The sequence below is a fragment of the Pseudomonas yamanorum genome, assembly GCF_900105735.1.
GTDB lineage: Bacteria > Pseudomonadota > Gammaproteobacteria > Pseudomonadales > Pseudomonadaceae > Aquipseudomonas > Aquipseudomonas yamanorum.
The window spans coordinates 819,980-835,613 of record NZ_LT629793.1 but is presented as its reverse complement, the minus strand read 5'-3'; the positions used below and the strand labels follow the sequence as shown (position 1 = coordinate 835,613).

General features: G+C 63.0%; 15 protein-coding genes. 9 read left to right on the top strand and 6 right to left on the bottom strand.

Annotated elements, in window-relative coordinates:
- Window positions 1–27: 27 nt before the first annotated feature.
- From BLU46_RS04100 to BLU46_RS04080, 5 genes are all read right to left on the bottom strand, one after another.
- Window positions 28–585, bottom strand: coding sequence for a helix-turn-helix domain-containing protein (locus BLU46_RS04100; protein WP_093198885.1), 558 nt, complete (start codon window positions 583–585; stop codon window positions 28–30).
- Window positions 586–680: 95 nt separating this feature from the next.
- Window positions 681–1,343: an RraA family protein gene (locus tag BLU46_RS04095; RefSeq protein WP_093198880.1), complete on the bottom strand. Its 663-nt coding sequence runs from the start codon at window positions 1,341–1,343 to the stop codon at window positions 681–683.
- A 25-nt stretch (window positions 1,344–1,368) separates the two neighbouring features.
- Window positions 1,369–2,706: an MFS transporter gene (locus BLU46_RS04090; protein WP_231988867.1), complete on the bottom strand. Its 1,338-nt coding sequence runs from the start codon at window positions 2,704–2,706 to the stop codon at window positions 1,369–1,371.
- Between the two features lie 97 nt (window positions 2,707–2,803).
- Entirely contained in the window at window positions 2,804–4,033 is a 1,230-nt protein-coding gene (locus BLU46_RS04085) for a pyridoxal phosphate-dependent aminotransferase (protein ID WP_093198875.1), read from the bottom strand.
- Window positions 4,030–4,686: an RraA family protein gene (locus BLU46_RS04080; RefSeq protein ID WP_063031521.1), complete on the bottom strand. Its 657-nt coding sequence runs from the start codon at window positions 4,684–4,686 to the stop codon at window positions 4,030–4,032. The genes BLU46_RS04085 and BLU46_RS04080 overlap by 4 nt, the downstream gene beginning before the upstream one ends.
- Before the next feature lie 104 nt (window positions 4,687–4,790).
- Here BLU46_RS04080 and BLU46_RS04075 point away from each other — a divergent pair, with 104 nt between their 5' ends.
- Entirely contained in the window at window positions 4,791–5,675 is an 885-nt protein-coding gene (locus tag BLU46_RS04075; protein WP_093198871.1) for a LysR family transcriptional regulator, read from the top strand.
- 950 nt (window positions 5,676–6,625) lie between these two features.
- On the opposite strand, the gene BLU46_RS04060 is transcribed toward BLU46_RS04075, so the two are convergent.
- The gene (locus tag BLU46_RS04060; RefSeq protein ID WP_093198866.1) at window positions 6,626–9,451 is read right to left on the bottom strand and encodes an ATP-binding protein; all 2,826 of its coding nucleotides are present in this window, start codon (window positions 9,449–9,451) and stop codon (window positions 6,626–6,628) included.
- A 576-nt stretch (window positions 9,452–10,027) separates the two neighbouring features.
- Between BLU46_RS04060 and BLU46_RS04050 the strand changes: the two genes are divergently transcribed.
- The 8 genes from BLU46_RS04050 (at window position 10,028) to BLU46_RS04015 (ending at window position 15,566) form a co-directional block, all read left to right on the top strand.
- A complete protein-coding gene (locus BLU46_RS04050; RefSeq protein WP_003211270.1) occupies window positions 10,028–10,300 on the top strand; it encodes a BufA1 family periplasmic bufferin-type metallophore in 273 nt (90 codons plus the stop codon).
- Entirely contained in the window at window positions 10,297–10,725 is a 429-nt protein-coding gene (locus tag BLU46_RS04045) for a DoxX family protein (protein ID WP_010175348.1), read from the top strand. The genes BLU46_RS04050 and BLU46_RS04045 overlap by 4 nt, the downstream gene beginning before the upstream one ends.
- A 45-nt stretch (window positions 10,726–10,770) precedes the next feature.
- Entirely contained in the window at window positions 10,771–11,538 is a 768-nt protein-coding gene (locus BLU46_RS04040; RefSeq protein WP_063031515.1) for an alpha/beta fold hydrolase, read from the top strand.
- Between the two features lie 24 nt (window positions 11,539–11,562).
- Entirely contained in the window at window positions 11,563–11,835 is a 273-nt protein-coding gene (gene bufA2 / locus BLU46_RS04035; RefSeq protein WP_003211275.1) for a BufA2 family periplasmic bufferin-type metallophore, read from the top strand.
- A 109-nt stretch (window positions 11,836–11,944) separates the two neighbouring features.
- Window positions 11,945–12,796, top strand: a complete 852-nt coding sequence (gene bufB / locus BLU46_RS04030) for an MNIO family bufferin maturase (protein WP_093198861.1) — start codon at window positions 11,945–11,947, stop codon at window positions 12,794–12,796.
- Window positions 12,793–13,569 (top strand): HvfC/BufC N-terminal domain-containing protein, encoded by a 777-nt coding sequence (locus BLU46_RS04025; RefSeq protein WP_093198858.1) that lies wholly within the window; start codon window positions 12,793–12,795, stop codon window positions 13,567–13,569. Before bufB ends, BLU46_RS04025 begins: the two co-directional genes overlap by 4 nt.
- Window positions 13,570–13,572: 3 nt before the next feature.
- A complete protein-coding gene (locus tag BLU46_RS04020; protein ID WP_063031508.1) occupies window positions 13,573–14,109 on the top strand; it encodes an alpha/beta fold hydrolase in 537 nt (178 codons plus the stop codon).
- 92 nt (window positions 14,110–14,201) lie between these two features.
- On the top strand, window positions 14,202–15,566 hold the full coding sequence (locus tag BLU46_RS04015) for an MFS transporter (RefSeq protein WP_093198854.1): 1,365 nt from the start codon (window positions 14,202–14,204) through the stop codon (window positions 15,564–15,566).
- The last annotated feature ends 68 nt before the right edge of the window (window positions 15,567–15,634 follow it).

Below are 15,634 nucleotides of genomic sequence, written 5' to 3'. Positions count from 1 at the left end.
TCCACGCATAAAATATGCGCCGGGCGGTTAGAGGGTTTCGACCAGGCGCGCGGCGGTGCCATCGCTCAGCGGGATGCGGGTCCAGCGGCACAGGCTCTGGCGGATCGGTACAACCGTGGAATCGTTGGTGCCGGTGATGAACTCCAGGGCCGGCGGGGCGAGGCTGTCGCGCCAGCCCGAGTCATCCAGCGCGGATTCCATGCGCAGGATTTCCGGCGTCACGAAGCGCCACAGTGAATGCCCCAGCAGGTCGGTCAACGGGCTGCTGAACTCGGCAGCACGGGAGGCCGAGCAAGCCAACAAACGATGGGTCAGGTCACACACCAGGTGCATGGGCCGCGGGCTTTCCTTGACCAGTCGGGCGAGGACTTGATCGGCGGCGGCCTCCAGGCGTGCGGCCAGCAACTGTTCAAGGTGTTGGTGCGCTGCAGGCTCCATGGCCTGCACACCACTTTCCCAGCGGGAAATGGTCGACTGGGTGACGTGGAACAACTCGGCGGCGTGAGCCTGTTTGACGCGGTGCAGCAGACGCCATCGTCTCAGCGCAATGCCGGGCAGGGCAGGCTTGAGCAATAGGTCGGACATGGCGAATTCCGGGAAAGGCGGTGAGGGCGGGTAGTGTGAGGAATGCAGGGGCCGCTGCGCAAATCTGCTGGATCAGCGGAGCGGCCCGGTGCGTGTCAGCCCTTGCGTTGCAGGGTGTGATAACCCAGCACTGCCCGTGCTTCCCTCAATGATTTGCCTTCATCGAGCAATCCCCGGATACGTGCTTCCACCGCTTCAATCGAGCGCGCACACGCCGCCACTTCATGGGCCCGCTCACGCGGCACGATCACCACGCCATTGGCATCGGCGACCACGATGTCCCGGGCGCACACCCGGGCCTGGCCGATGGACACCGGCTGGTTTACTGCTTCCACTTCAACCCGGTCCTTGCCCGTGCGCATGAACCGGCCCTTGGTGAACAGCGGGTAGCCGTCGCCCAGGGCCTTGCTGACGTCGCGGCACACGCCATCAATCACCGTCGCGGCGATCCGCTGGCTGCCGGCGTACTGGGTCATGATGTCACCCCACACCGTGCAGTCGGTGCGTCCGTCATTGTCGATCACCACCACATCGCCTTCGGCCACGTCGTCGATAAAGTCGCCTACGGTGCCCGGCGGGGTGCTGGCGCTGACGTAGCGCACGGTGAAGGCCGGACCGACCACCACCTGGCGATAGTTGTCCAGGGGCATGATTCCCAGGCATTGGCCGGGCAGGCCGAGCTTGTCCAGGGCGTCGGACACGCCCGGGGTGTCCAGGCCTGCAAACAGGGCAACCAATTCTTGGTCTTGGGGCGACATGGGTAACTCCTCTTGGGGTGACAAATCAGGTCGGTTGGCTGGAGGCCGGGCGGGGCTCGGCAATGGTCAGCAAAATGATGAAGCTGATGAACGAGCCGATCGCCAGCCAGGCGAACACGTAGTTCCAGCCGTAGTTGTCCAGCAGCAGGCCGGTGATGAAGGGCGTGGCGGCGGCGCCCAACTGGCCGATCATGTTCACGATGGCGTTGGAGATCGGGAAGGTCTTCTTGGTGGTCAGGCCCATCGGGTAGACCATGTAGGACGAGAAGCCGAGGCTCAGCACCATGCCGGTCAACATCAGCAGCAAGCCGTAGGGCAGGGGCTCGGCCGGTGAATTGATCAGCAGGTACATCATCAATGAGGTGCCGACGGCCGACAGGAGCATGCCCGGCTTGCGCCGCCCGCCCATCAGGCGGTCCGAGCAGAAACCACCCAGCAGGTTGCCCAGCACCGCGCCCACCCAGGGCGCTGCCGAGACCAGGCCCATGTTCATGATAGAGAACTGCTTGACGGTCATCAGGTAGGTGGGAATCCACGCCAGCAGCACGCTGGAGACACCGAGCTGAAAGCAGTAGCTGGTGGCGCAACCCCAGATGTTCCAGGACTTGAACACCTGACGGTTGGTGTCCAGGGGTTTTTCATCGCGGGTGCGGATGACTCGGTCGAGCTTCTCAACCCAGGCCGGTGTCTTGTGCACGCGGGCGGTCCGGCTGATTGCCGTGTCCTCGACGATGTACTGAAGTTCGGCCGGGTTGACGAAGCGGCTGCGGGACGGATGGTCGGTGACCAGGAAGTACCAGACCACCGCCAGCACGATGCCCGGGATCGCAAAGAAGTAGAAAATCTCGCGCCAGCCCCACACCGAAATGATCACGGCACACAGCGGCGGCACGATCACCGGTCCGAACTTCACCGCTGAGAGGAAGATCCCCGACGCCGTGCCTTTTTCCCGTGCCGGAAACCAGTTGTTGATGGTGGTGGTCATGCTGATGGGCAGCGGGCCTTCAGCGATGCCCAGGCCCAGGCGATAGAGTTTCAGCGCCAGCAGTGAGCTGGCGGTGCCCACCAGCCCGGTCAACAGGGAGGTCAGCACCATGGCCCCCGGCAGGATCCGGCTGACGCCAAAGCGCCCGAAGGCAAAGCCCGACGGCAGTTGTGCCAGGGCGTAAGCCAGCAGGAACAGGCTGACCAGGCCGCCGGCCTGGGCATTGCTCATTTCAAATTCCTGGCGAATAAACGGCAGCGCCACACCGAGGTTGGCCCGGTCGGCGGCGGCCACGGTGTAGATCAGGAAAATCAGCGCCGCAACCACCCAGCGGTATTGGCTGCGCACAGTGGGTTTTATGACTTCAGGCATCGACATGAGGGCGGACCTTGTTGTTGTGAGTGTTGTCCTGTTCGGCCCCAATCTTAAGAAGGGCCGAACGCCACCATTAGCGATATTTATCTATGGGAACTCATCACTTTTTTTCTTCGGCCAGCAGGCGACTGCAGAAGCCGCGGATCGCCTCGCACGCTTGGCGCAACGAGGCATCATCCAGGGCATAGGCGATGCGAATGTACGGTCCCAGGCCAAAGGCGCTGCCGTGAACCACGGCCACATTGGCCTCATCCAGCAGCGCCAGGGCGACATCTTCATCGCTGTGCAGTACCCGGCCGCCCGCCGAGGTACGCCCGATCAGCGCCGCGCAGGAGGCGAACGCATAAAACGCACCGGCGGGGCTGATGCACGTCAGGCCTGGCGTGTCATTCAGCAACTTCACCATCAAGTCCCGGCGCGTCTGGAACACCACGTGACTGTTGCGGATAAAATCCTTGGGGCCTTCCAGCGCGGCAAGTGCCGCTTGTTGCGAGACCGAGCAGGCGCCGGAGGTTTGCTGGCCTTGCAGCTTTTCCATGGCCTCCAGCAACCAACGTGGGCCGGTGGCGAAACCGATGCGCCAGCCGGTCATGGCGTAGGCCTTGGACACGCCGTTCATGGTCAATGTGCGTGGTGCCAAACGCGGCTCAACCTGGGCCAGGGTATGGAACACCTGGCCGTCAAAGATCAGGTGCTCGTAGATGTCGTCGGCCAGGATCAGCACCTGCGGGTGGGCCAACAGCACTTCGGCCAGCGCCCGTAGCTCGCCCTCGCTGTACACCGCGCCAGTGGGATTGGACGGTGAATTGAGGATCAGCCAGCGGGTCTGCGGGGTGATTGCAGCGGCCAGGGCCTCGGGTGTCAGCTTGAACCCACTGTCGGCATCGCAAGTGACGATGCGCGCTTCGCCGCCGCACAGTTGCACCATCTCCGGGTAACTGACCCAGTACGGCGCGGGCACGATCACTTCGTCGCCTTCATTGAGGGTGGCCGCCAGGGCGTTGTAGATCACCTGCTTGCCGCCGTTGCACACAAGGGTGTCCTGCCAGGACACGTCCAGGCCGTTTTCGCGCCGGAACTTCGCCGCCACCGCCTCCCGCAGGGCCCGCGCACCGGCCACCTGGGTGTAGCGGGTATGCCCGGTTTCGATGGCCTGAATCGCAGCCTCGCGGATATGCACCGGGGTGTCGAAATCCGGCTCGCCGGCACACAGCGAAATAACCTGCGCGCCTTGTGCTCGGCGTTCGGCAACGCGGTCCATGATGCGATAGGTGGCGGACGGTTGTGCGCTGGCCAGGCGCGGGTTCAGCCGCTGGATATCGGCGCTCATCGGGTGATCGCCTCAAACTGTGCGTCGTGCATCACCTCGACCACCGAACGCCCGCTGCGCACCGCCTGCACCATGCCGTCCTGGCGGCGGGCGATGCGCTCGCCCAGGTCCAGGACCTTTTCGATCACCGCCTGGGGCACGAACACCGAGCCGCAGGTATCGGCGATCACGTAGTCGTCCTCGCTGACGCTCACGCCAGCGACGTTGAGCGTCACGCCGGCGTCGACCTGCACCACGCGGTTGCGCGCGCTGATCATGGTCACGCCGCGTCCGTACACCGGATAGCCGATGGCCTCGCTGCCGTCGATATCGCGGCTGAAACCATCAATCACCGTACCACGTATGTGTTTGCGCGACGCCGCGTTGGCGATGATGTCACCCCAGCAGGAAATGCCCTCGATACCGCCGGCAATCACCAGCACCCGGTCGTCTGTCGCGACCTGTTCGATCACCGGGGTGATCAAGTGCACGGTCGGAGCGATGTCGGACTTGGGGCCGAGCATTACGGTACTGGCGCGGCCAACGATCTTCGGGCAGTTCCACAGCGGGCGCAGGCCCACGGTGGCGCCGGGCAGGCCGAGGAAGTCGAGAGCGTCGGACACGGTGTTGGTGTCCAGCGCGGCCAGGCGGTCGAGCAAACGGTCAGGGGTCATGGGCAAGCCTCGGGTGCCGGAGGCGGCCAGTGTCAGTCAGTGGCTATGATAGGTATATTACGAACTACAGAAGCCTTGCATACGCTTAACCTATGGATAAAGCCATGATCAATTTTCGCCTGATTCGCCACCTCTGGTTGTTCCTTGCGGTGGCTGAGGAGCAGAACTTCGGCCGTGCGGCGAAGCGCCTTGGCATGTCCCAGCCACCGCTGAGCGAGCAGATCCAGGTGCTGGAGCAGGCGCTCAAGGTCAAGCTGTTCGACCGCTCCCGACGCGGCGCAAAACTTACCCCGGTGGGCGCGGCGATCCTGCCGGCGGTGCGCAAGTTCGCCGAGCAGTTGGAGCGCCTGGAACTCGCGGTGGAGGAAGCGGTGGCGGGGCAGTCGGGGATGTTGACCATTGGTGCGATCTCCACGGCGATGTTCGATGTGCTGCCGGGGTTGATCGAGCAACTGAAGCTTGATTATCCGCAGCTCACGGTGTCGGTGCGGGAAATCGACAGCGTCGAGGCGTTGCCGGCGCTGGAGGCTGGGGATATCGACCTGGCGTTTGCCCGGTTGGATGGTGACCTTGGGGCTTCGGTGCAGTCATTGCCATTGACGGAGGACCGGCTGGTGGTGGCGTTGCCGGCGGATCACCTGCTGGCGAGCCGCACGCGCATCAGTTTGTCGAGTCTGGCGAATGAGCCGTTGGTGATGTTTTCGCGCAACGTCAGTCCGGTGTATTTCGACAATCTGATCGCTACTTGCCGTGCCAGCGGGTTTTCTCCGCGGGTGCTGCATGAGGTGCGGTCGGTGGCTTCGCAGATCGCGTTTGTCAGTTATGGGCAGGGGATTGCGTTGGTGCCGGCTTCGCTGAAAAAACTGGCCCCGGCCAATGTGGTGTTTCGGGCGTTGAGTCAGAAACTCAATGTGGTGACTACGGCTGTCGCGTGGAATACCCAGCGGCCGAATCCGGTGGTGGAGGCAGTGATTGCGCGGTTTCGCTAGGGGGTTGAGTACATATCCGTTATTTAGGTAACGGCCACCTATGGTTCCGCTCTTACAGCGGCTCACTTTGGAAAAGCCCCAAAGTAAGCAAAGGGCTCTGCCCCGCCTGTCGGCACCTCGCCTAGGCTCGGTGTTCCCTCACTCCGGCATTGCTCCGCGGGCCGCCGCGACGGGCCATCCATGGCCCGGCGCGGCTAAACCGGCGTCCTGCCGGTTTACCCGCTCCGCACTGCCTGCGTTCGGCCTCGGGCTTATTGGGGCAGTCAGATCAAGATCAAAAGCAAAAGCAAAAGCAAAAGCAAAAGCAAAAGCAAAAGCACAGCGGCCTCCCGGCCGGCTTGAGTGTTAAAAGCAAAGGCAAGATCCAGAGCGAAAGCCAAATCTGAAGCTGATGCAGCTCTGCTTTTCTGTGGGAGCTGGCTTGCCTGCGATGCAGACACCTCGGTGTATCAGGCAGACCCAGGTGATGCCATCGCAGGCAAGCCAGCTCCCACATTTGACCGTGCCAGCTTTTGATTTGGCTTTTGCTTTTGCTCTTCAACACTCAAGCCGGCCGGTAGGCCGCTGTGCTCTTGCTTTTGATCTGCTTTTGATTTTGATCTTAGGCGCCCCGTTAAACCACGCTGGCCGAACGCAGGCTTTGGAGCGTGGGTAACCTGGCAGGACGCCAGGTTAGCCGTCCTGGGCCAGGGATGGCCCATGACGGCGGCCCACGGTCCAAAGCCGGAGTGAGGGCACACCGAGCCTAAGCGAGGTGCCGAGTGGTGGGGCAAGAGCGTTTTGCTTACTTTTGCGCTTTTCAAAAGTGAGCCGCTGTAAGAGCGGAACCAATAGCGGCCGTTACCGAAGAAACGGATATGTACCCGACCCGACCCGACCCGATCAGAAATCCTGCCCCATAACATTGCCCACACCCGAGAACACGCAAGTGCGTACCGAATAGCGATCACCTACCGATGCTGAAACCGGGGCAACGAAGCAATCCGCATCTTCGGCTCCTGCAACCTGGCCAGGTCACTGGCAATCTGCGCCCGCCAAAAGTGCGCCCCGGCCAATTGCGCATCCACCCACGCCTGGCGCAGCAACACCTTGGCCTTGTCCACCGACCCATACTGGGCCTGGCGCAAAATAAGCTGTGCCTTGATCCGCAACATCTGCGGCACGAACCAATGCTCATGCCGCCCCAGCGCCAATTGCAAGGTGTCTTCCAACACCTCCAGCGCCAGCTTCTCCAGCCCCAGTCGCGCCAGGCCCAAGGCGTATTCACAGCGCAGCAAGCTATACAGCTGGCTGTCTCCCTGCCCACTCAAGTGATGCAACGCCTCACCCAACAGCGGCACACCTTCCTCAGGCGAGCCCTGGCGAATCAGCAGGATGCTCTCGAAACACAGCCGAAACTGGCGCCAGATATGCAGGTCTTGTTGCGTGGTGCTGCCCTGCAGCAAGCCCAGGTAATAACGCACCTTGGGCAGGTTGGACGCCAACAGCGCCAGGGGAATCGCCCCCAGGCACAGGGTGTACCAGAGGGTCGCGGGGTGATCGAGGGTGATGGCTTCATCGACGCAACTGCCGATCAGGCGTAGCGCCGGGTCAACATCGCCTTCCAGCAATTGCACCTTCGCCTTGAGGCAGCGAGCGGCGATGCGCTGGTCGAAATGCACGTCGATAATGTGCGAACGCGGAGCCGACGGTGACCCCAGCGCCTCGTCGATATTCTGTCGGGCGCCGGCCAGGTCGCCCATGTGAAACAACGCCACCGCACGCATGCGTTTACCCAGCAGTTGCTGGTTGCCGCTGTGGCTCAGGCTGATGTAGCGCTCGGCCAGTTCCAGCGCTTCGGCGTACTGGTTGCAGCCGCAGCGGTCACTCCACAGGCCCCACAGCGCCCGCAGTTTGTGCTCGGCATCGCCCAGGTCGCGGGCGTCTTCACGCACCTGGCGCCAGGCTTCGCGCATCGGCCCGCCGGTGCCGTAGGTGAGCATCAGCACACTGGCCAGGGCGGTTTGCAACAGCATGCGCTGGCGCAGCGGCAGCGGGGTGGTGTCGGCGCTGGCCAGGCCTTTGTCGACCCAGGTACGGCACTCGCTGACCAGCGACAGGCGCAGCCACAACGGCACGCCGCCGAGGGTCAGTTCGATGCCGGTGGGCAGGTCGCCCGAGGCTGAAAAAGCCCACTCCAGTGCGGCGCGGATGGTGTTGATTTCCGGGCCGTAGAGGCCGACCCAAATCTCCGGGGAAAGACTGTCGAGGGTCTGCCCGGCTTCCTGCAAAACCTCGAGGGCATACCGTGCATGACGCTGGCGGGTAGCATCGGCTTCGCCGTGTTCGTTGAGTTTCTCCAGGGCGTAGGCGCGGGTGGTTTCCAGCAGGCGGTAGCGCTTGAGCAACTGGGATTCACCAGCGATCAGCAGCGACTTGTCCATCAGGCTTTCCAGCAGGGGCAGGGCGTTGCGGGCATCGAGGGCGCTGCTGGCGGTCATGGCTTTGACTGCATCCAGGGTGAACGAACCGGTGAACACTGCCAGTTGGCGCAACATGGCCTGTTCGTCGCCGGTGAGCATCGAGTAGGTCCAGTCCAGGGTCGCGCTCAGTGAACGATGGCGGGCGAGGGCGGTGCGCCGGCCAGTCATTTGCAGGCGGAAACTGCCGTCGAGCAAACCCACCAGGTCCTGGATGCCGAAGGTGCGCACCCGCGCCGCGGCAATTTCGATGGCCAGGGCATTGCTGTCGAGCTTGCGGCAGATGGCGCTGGCGGCGGCGACGTCAGTGTCCTTGAACACGAAGCCAGGATCGAGGGCCTTGACCCGTTCGATGAACAACGCGATGCCCGACCAGGCCATGGCTTGCTCGGCACTCAAGCTTAAGTCTTCGTCCGGCACCAGCAGCGGTGCCAGGTCGTGCACCCGTTCGCCTTCGGCCCGCAGCGGCTCGCGGCTGGTGGTCAGCACGCAACACTGGGGCGCGCAGCGCAGCAGCACTTCGACGGCGTCGGCGGTGGCTTGCAGCACGTGTTCGCAGTTGTCGAGCACCAGCAGCAGCGGGCTGTTGGCGAGCATCGAGGCCACGCTTTGCAAGGGGTCGTCACTCACGCTCTGGATGCCCAGGGCGTTGGCGAGCATGCCGGCCACCCATTGGCCGCTGGTGGCGGGGGCCAGGTCGACGAAGCACATGCCCTGGTGAAAGCGGCCCTGCAGCAGTTGCGCCACGGCCAGGGCGACCGTGGTCTTGCCGATGCCGCCGGGGCCGGTGATGGTCAGGAAGCGCTGGCTCAGGAGCTGGTCAGCGAGGCTCAGGATCAGCTGTTCACGGCCAATCACCGTGCCTGGCGGCGGTTGCAGGTTCGGTGCCTCCACGGTTGGGGCGGGCAGCAGGGCCTGGGTCATTGCGCCGTCACTCACCGCCTGCATTGTCACCGGCGCGACAAACCGGTAACCCCGGCCCGGCACGGTGACGATGTAGCTGAAGTTGCCGTCATCCCCCAACGCCCGGCGCAGGGCAACGATCTGAGCGCGCAGGTTGCATTCCTCCACCACCACCTTGGGCCAGGCGAAGGAGATCAGTTCGGACTTTTCCAGCAACTCGCCAGCCCGGCTGGCGAGGGCGATCAGCAAGTACAAGGCGCGGCTGCCGAGGGTCACCGGCTCGCCGTTGCGCAGCAATACATGCTGGCGCGCCAACAAGAGAAAGGGGCCAAAACCGATAGCATTCTCGGTGTGGTCCGGGGCCTGGGGGACAAGGTCCGTGAAGGACACTGCGGGGTATTTGCTCGAACTCATCAATTTGTCCTTTTTTGTAGTCGGGCTTGTTATTGGCGATCAGGCCATTCGCCCTTTTGGGTGCTTACGTGCGGCAGCAGGCTTGGAGAGTTGAAGTCGATCAAAAAGGTGAGAGTTGCCGCCCTCCTTTGGGGCATGGACGTTGTTATAAGGCGCGGGGCCGTTGGGGTTCAGGCGATGAGACTGTTTCAATTTAGAAACATTTTATTACTAGAAAACCTGATGTAGCAGAATGTATGCCAGTTGGCATGTAACAAAGATGACAACAACCGTATGAAATTTATGGTGATTTTTAAGGTCGTCGGAGGCGGTGAGAGGGGAGTGTTCGGAAAGGCGAATATTTCTAATTGTGTCGTTCGGGATGCCGAATAAAATGGCGGTGGTTTGGCGCGGTTTTTTTGGCTGTGTATCAGACTGTGTATCAGCACCCATCTGATACAGCGGCATGATTAGCAGGAGGAAACGCGACACAGACGGGATACACGCCTGGCTTTAAATCTGTCTACCAGATGGCGCAAGTGGTCACGCACCGCACAAGCGCCCTGGCCACATTCAGTCAAGCCAGGAGATTCAACCATGAAGCGCCACTACGCGGCCCTTGCCGCCACCCTCGCACTGTCCCTCGGTGCCTTCGCCGCCACCGCCCATGCCGAGGATGCCAAGCCTCAGGAAAAATGCTTCGGCGTGTCCCTCGCCGGTGCCAACGATTGCGCCGCCGGTGCCGGTACTTCCTGCGCCGGTACCGCCAAGGCGGATTACCAGGGCAACGCCTGGGTGCTGGTGGACAAAGGCACGTGCACCCAGATCAAAACCCCCAAAGGCTTCGGCAGCCTGACGGAACAACCATGATTGCCCTGGCCCCTGCGGTGCTCAAGCGCGTGCTGCCTGAGGCGCTGCTGTTGCTGGTGGCTCGTGTCGGTATCGCTTCGGTGTTTTTCCTCTCGGGCCGCACCAAGGTAACCGGTTTTCTGCAACTCAAGCCGTCGACCTACACCTTGTTTCGCTCGGAATACGCCTTGCCGTTGGTGCCGCCGGACTGGGCGGCACACCTGGCGACCTACGCCGAGCATCTGTTCCCGCTGTTGCTGGTGCTGGGCCTGCTGACCCGCCCGGCGGCCGCCGCGCTGTTGGGCATGACCCTGGTGATCGAGGTGTTCGTGTACCCCGATGCCTGGCCGACCCACCTGACCTGGGCCGGGCTGTTGCTGCCGCTGCTGGCGTATGGCGGCGGGGCCTGGTCACTGGACCGCGTGTTGTCCGGCCAACGCCGTTAACCCTTTCACAACAATGATCAGGCCCCAAGGCCTGTGGAGAGTCGCATGCGTATTCTTTCTTCCCTGGCGATCGCCATGGCACTCGCTGCACCGTTAGTGGCCTCGGCCGCCGATGCAGCCAAGCCCCAGCCGGGCACCGGTAAAAGCGTGGTGATCGTACCCGGTTCCTTTGTCGACGGCTCCGGCTGGCGAGTGGTGCACGACATCCTGATTCACAAGGGCTACAAGGTCACCGTGGTGCATCAGGGCCATGAAAGCCTCGCCGCCGACGTGGCCGAGGCCCGCGAAGTGCTGGAGCAGCAAGTCGGCCCGGTGGTGCTGGTGGGGCACAGCTCCGGCGGTGGGGTGATCTCGATTGCCGGTGACCGCGACAAGGTCAAGTCGATGGTCTATGTCTCGGCCCTGCAACCGGAAGTCGGCGAAAACATGAGCCAACTGCTGTCTTCGATGCCGGCGCCGAGCAATGACGTGATGCAGACCCGCGACGGGCATCTGTTCTTTGACCGCACCAAGTTCAACGCCGACTTTGCTGCCGACCTGACCACCAACCGCACCGACTTCATGGCCGCCTCCCAGGTGCCGGCCACCACCGCTTTGTTCGGTGGCACCGTGTGGGCCGCGGCCTGGCACAAGAAACCGACCTACGCCGTGGTGTCCACCGAAGACCGTGCCCTGAGCCCCGATCTGCAGCGCTGGATGTACAAGCGCGCCGGCTCAAAAGTCACTGAAATCAAGGCCAGCCACTCGGTGTACATCTCCCAGCCCGAGGCTGTGGCGAAGGTCATCGAAGACGCTGCATCCGTCATCAAATAAACCCCACCCCGAGGAGTAACACCCATGAGCACGTCCATTAAATCCCGCTTGAGCCTTGCTACTGCTGCCGCCCTGATCGCCATGGCGTCCGCCTCTTTCGCGGCTGCCGCCAGCGCCGCCGACCAGCCGGAACAGCCGGGTCGTTGCTACGGCGTGAACAACTGCAAGGGCGAAAGCCTGTGCGCTACGGCCAAGAACGATTGCAAGGGCCTCAACAGCTGCAAGGGCCAGGGCGTTGTCGTCAAGACTCCGTCCGAATGCTTGAAGCTGGGCGGCACCACGACTGAGCCGAAGTAAGACCGTTAACGATAGCGCGGGGTGCCTGGCACCTCGCGTTGTTCTCGCGTTGTTCTCGGGTTTTTCGCGAGCAAGCTCGCTCCTACAGTTTTTTAACGGAGACCATGTGATGCCGACACCCAATCCGCGTTTTCCGGGCTACGGCCTGGGGCTGCGCAAGGAGCACTACAGCGAGTTCCTGGAGACCCCGGTGGCGGTGGATTTCGTTGAAGTGATCTCCGAGAATTTCATGGTCGCGGGCGGCCAGCCCCGGCATATCCTGCGCCAGATTCGTGAGCGGTACCCGGTGGCGCTGCATGGGGTGTCGATGTCGATCGGCACCGCCGAGGGGCTGGATCTCGACTATCTGAAGCGCCTCAAGTCGCTGGTGGACGAGATCGAACCGCTGTTTGTGTCCGACCACCTGAGCTGGTCCCGCAGTGGAGGCTTCAACTCCCATGACTTGCTGCCAGTGCCTTATACCGATGAGGCACTGGACCGGGTCTGCGCCAATATTGACATGGCTCAGGACGTGCTGGGCCGCGCGATGCTGTTTGAAAATCCGTCCAGCTACCTGGCCTTTGATGGCGCATCCATGAGCGAGTGGGAATTCATCGCCGCCATGTCCCGGCGCACCGGCTGCGAGCTGTTACTGGACGTCAATAATGTGTTTGTCAGCGCCAGCAACCATGGCTTCGACGCCCTGGCGTTTTTCGACGGGATTCCGGCCGAGCGGGTGCGGCAGATTCACCTGGCCGGCCACAGCCAGGGCCGCGATTTGCTGATCGACAGCCATGACAGCCCGGTATGTGACGGTGTCTGGGATTTGTATGCCAAGGCCGTTGCGTTGCTCGGCCCGGTCGCCACGATGATCGAGCGCGATGACGAGATTCCGCCCTTGGCAGAGCTGCTGGAGGAACTGTCCATCGCCCGCATGCTGGGGGCTTCCGAGGCCTACAAGCGAGCGCAGGTGCGCTCATGAATCTCGCCCAATGGCAGCAGGCGTTTCACACCTGGCTGGTGAGTGCCTCGGACGAGTCGGCCCAGTTGTTGGGTAACAAGGCCGCAGGCCTGGCGGTTTACCAGAACAACTACCGCGCGCAGTTGGTGGGTTGCCTGGAGCAGGCGTTTCCCAACCTGCGGCGCTGGCTGGGGGATGAGGCGTTTCTGGCCGCGTGCGTCAGCCATATCGACCGGTATCCGCCCCATGCCTGGACCCTGGACATCTATCCCGAGGGCTTTCACCTGACCCTGGGTGAACTGTTCCCCAACAATCCCGACGTGCATGAACTGGCCTGGATCGAGTCGTCGCTCAACGAGGCATTTGTCGCCGCCGATGCCAGCCCGTTGCCCATGGACGCTCTCGCGGCGGTGGATTGGGACACCGCGAGCCTGCAACTCACGCCGTCGCTGCGTTGCCACGGGCTGACCACCAACGCCGAGGCGATCTGGTCGGCGTTGTGGCAGCAAACCCCGGCGCCCGAGGCGGTGATGCTGGCCGAGGCCGGTGGATTGCTGGTGTGGCGTCGGCAGTTCACCTCGCGCTTGCGGCAAGTCGAGGCTTTGGAGTTCCAGGCGTTGGTGCACCTGCAAGGCGACGGCAGTTTTGCCGGGCTGTGCGAGTTTCTGGTGGAGCGCCTGGGGGAAGAGGAGGGCGTGGCAAAAGCCGGTGAGTGGCTGGCCGGCTGGATCGGCAGCGAGTTGATTGTGGGGGTCGTTGACGACCTTCCAGTGTCAAATTTTTTGGAGCTATAACCCATGTCTTTTTTCAATCGCCGTCGCTTTCTGATTTCCAGCGCCATTGCTTCAGTCGCGCTGTCACTGCCGGTATGGGCGGCGCCTGCGCCCTGGACGATCCGCCAGGTCAGCACCGACCTGCTGGATATCGGCTACTACGAAGCCGGCCCGGAAGACGGCCGGCCGATCATTTTGCTGCATGGTGCTGACGGCGACCTTGAGCGTTTCGCCGAGGTTGCGCCGCATCTGGTGTCCCAGGGTTTTCGGGTAGTCATCCCGTACCTGCGAGGCCATGGCAGCACCACGCAACTGGACAAGGCTGCACCTGCCAGCACCCAGGAAGTGGTGCTCGGCCAGGATGTGCTGGACCTGATGAACGCCTTGCACATTCCCGAGGCTGTGCTGGGTGGGTTCGATCTCGGCGGTCGTGCCGTCACGGCAGCGGCCACCTTGCGGCCAAGCCGTTGCGTGGCGCTGGTCACCGTCAACAGCCCGCCGCAGCCCGCCCTCGCCGAGGTGCTGGTGCAGATGGCCCGGATGGGCAAATGGCGCACCTGAACATGAATATTTGGACAGCCGCGCATTTGCCCGCTGAAAAAAAAGGCCGCTGCCCGTAATCTAGAGGCCTTTGCCACGTGTGCGGATTGTCCATGTCTTCAGTAGCTGATGGGTTGCCCAGTGATAAACGTCTTGCGGCGGTTGTCGCCATTTCCCTGGGGATCGGCATGGCGACCCTCGACACGGCCATCGTCAACACCGCGTTGCCCACACTGGCCGAAGGCATTGGTACCGACTCCGCTTCGGTGATCTGGGTGGTCAACGCCTACCAACTGGCGACCATCGCCGCCGTGCTGCCCTTTGCTTCCCTGAGTGACGTGGTCGGCCACCGCCGGGTGTTCCTCGGTGGCTTGCTGGTGTTTGTAGTGGCGTCGCTGTTCTGCGGGCTGGCCTGGTCGCTGCCGACGCTGACCGCCGCCCGGGTGGTGCAGGGCCTGGGCGCGGCGGCGATCATGAGCGTGAACATTGCGCTGTTGCGGCATATCTACCCGGCAAAAATATTGGGCCGGGGGCTGGGGTATAACTCGCTGGTGGTGGGGCTGGCCTTTACCCTGGGGCCCACGGCGGCTTCGGCGATTCTGTCGGTGGCCACCTGGCACTGGTTGTACCTGATCAACCTGCCCCTGGGGGCATTGGCCTTGTGGCTCGGGGTGCGGGCGATTCCGGTGATCCCGATCACCGGGCATGCCTTCGACCGGCTCGCGGCGATTCTTTGTGCCGGGTTGTTCGCCCTGCTGGTGCTGGGGCTGGGCTCGGCGGTGCACGGTGCGCAAGCGGTGTTGACCCTGGGGCTGATCGCCGTGGCGCTGCTGTGCGGGCTGTTGCTGATCCGCCGTCAGGCCGGGCACCCGGCGCCGATGCTGGCGGTGGACCTGTTCAAGCGCCCGCTGTTCACCTTGTCGGCCCTCACCGCGATTTGCGCGTTCAGCGCCCAGGGCCTGGCGTTTGTGTCGCTGCCATTCCTGCTGCAAACAGTGCTGGGTCACAGCCAGGTGGCTACCGGTTTCCTGATGACCCCGTGGCCTGCGGTGGTGGCGGTGATGGCGCTGATTGCCGGGCGCCTGGCGGACCGTATCTCCCTGGCGTTGCTGTGTGGCATCGGCCTGGTGATGTTGAGTGCGGGCATGGCCTCGTTGGCAACCCTGGGCAACGACGCTTCGACCTTCGACATCGGCTGGCGCATGGCCCTGTGCGGCGCCGGGTTCGGTTTCTTCCAGTCCCCCAACCTCAAGGCGATCATGACCAGCGCGTCCATCGCCCGCAGTGGCGGTGCCAGCGGCATCGTCGCCACGTCGCGGCTGATGGGGCAGACACTCGGCGCTTCATTGGTGGCGTTGTGCTTCCACTTGTCCCTGAGCAGCGGCCCGCAGTACGCGTTGTGGCTGGGGTGCGGGTTTGCTTTGGTGGGCGCGGTGGCCAGCGGGTTGCGCCTGATGCAGGACGGCGCCAAGGTTTAATTATTTGGGCCTTGTAAAACATTGAGGGAGACGGCTACCGTGGCTGTCTAAATAATTCTGAATGTTTC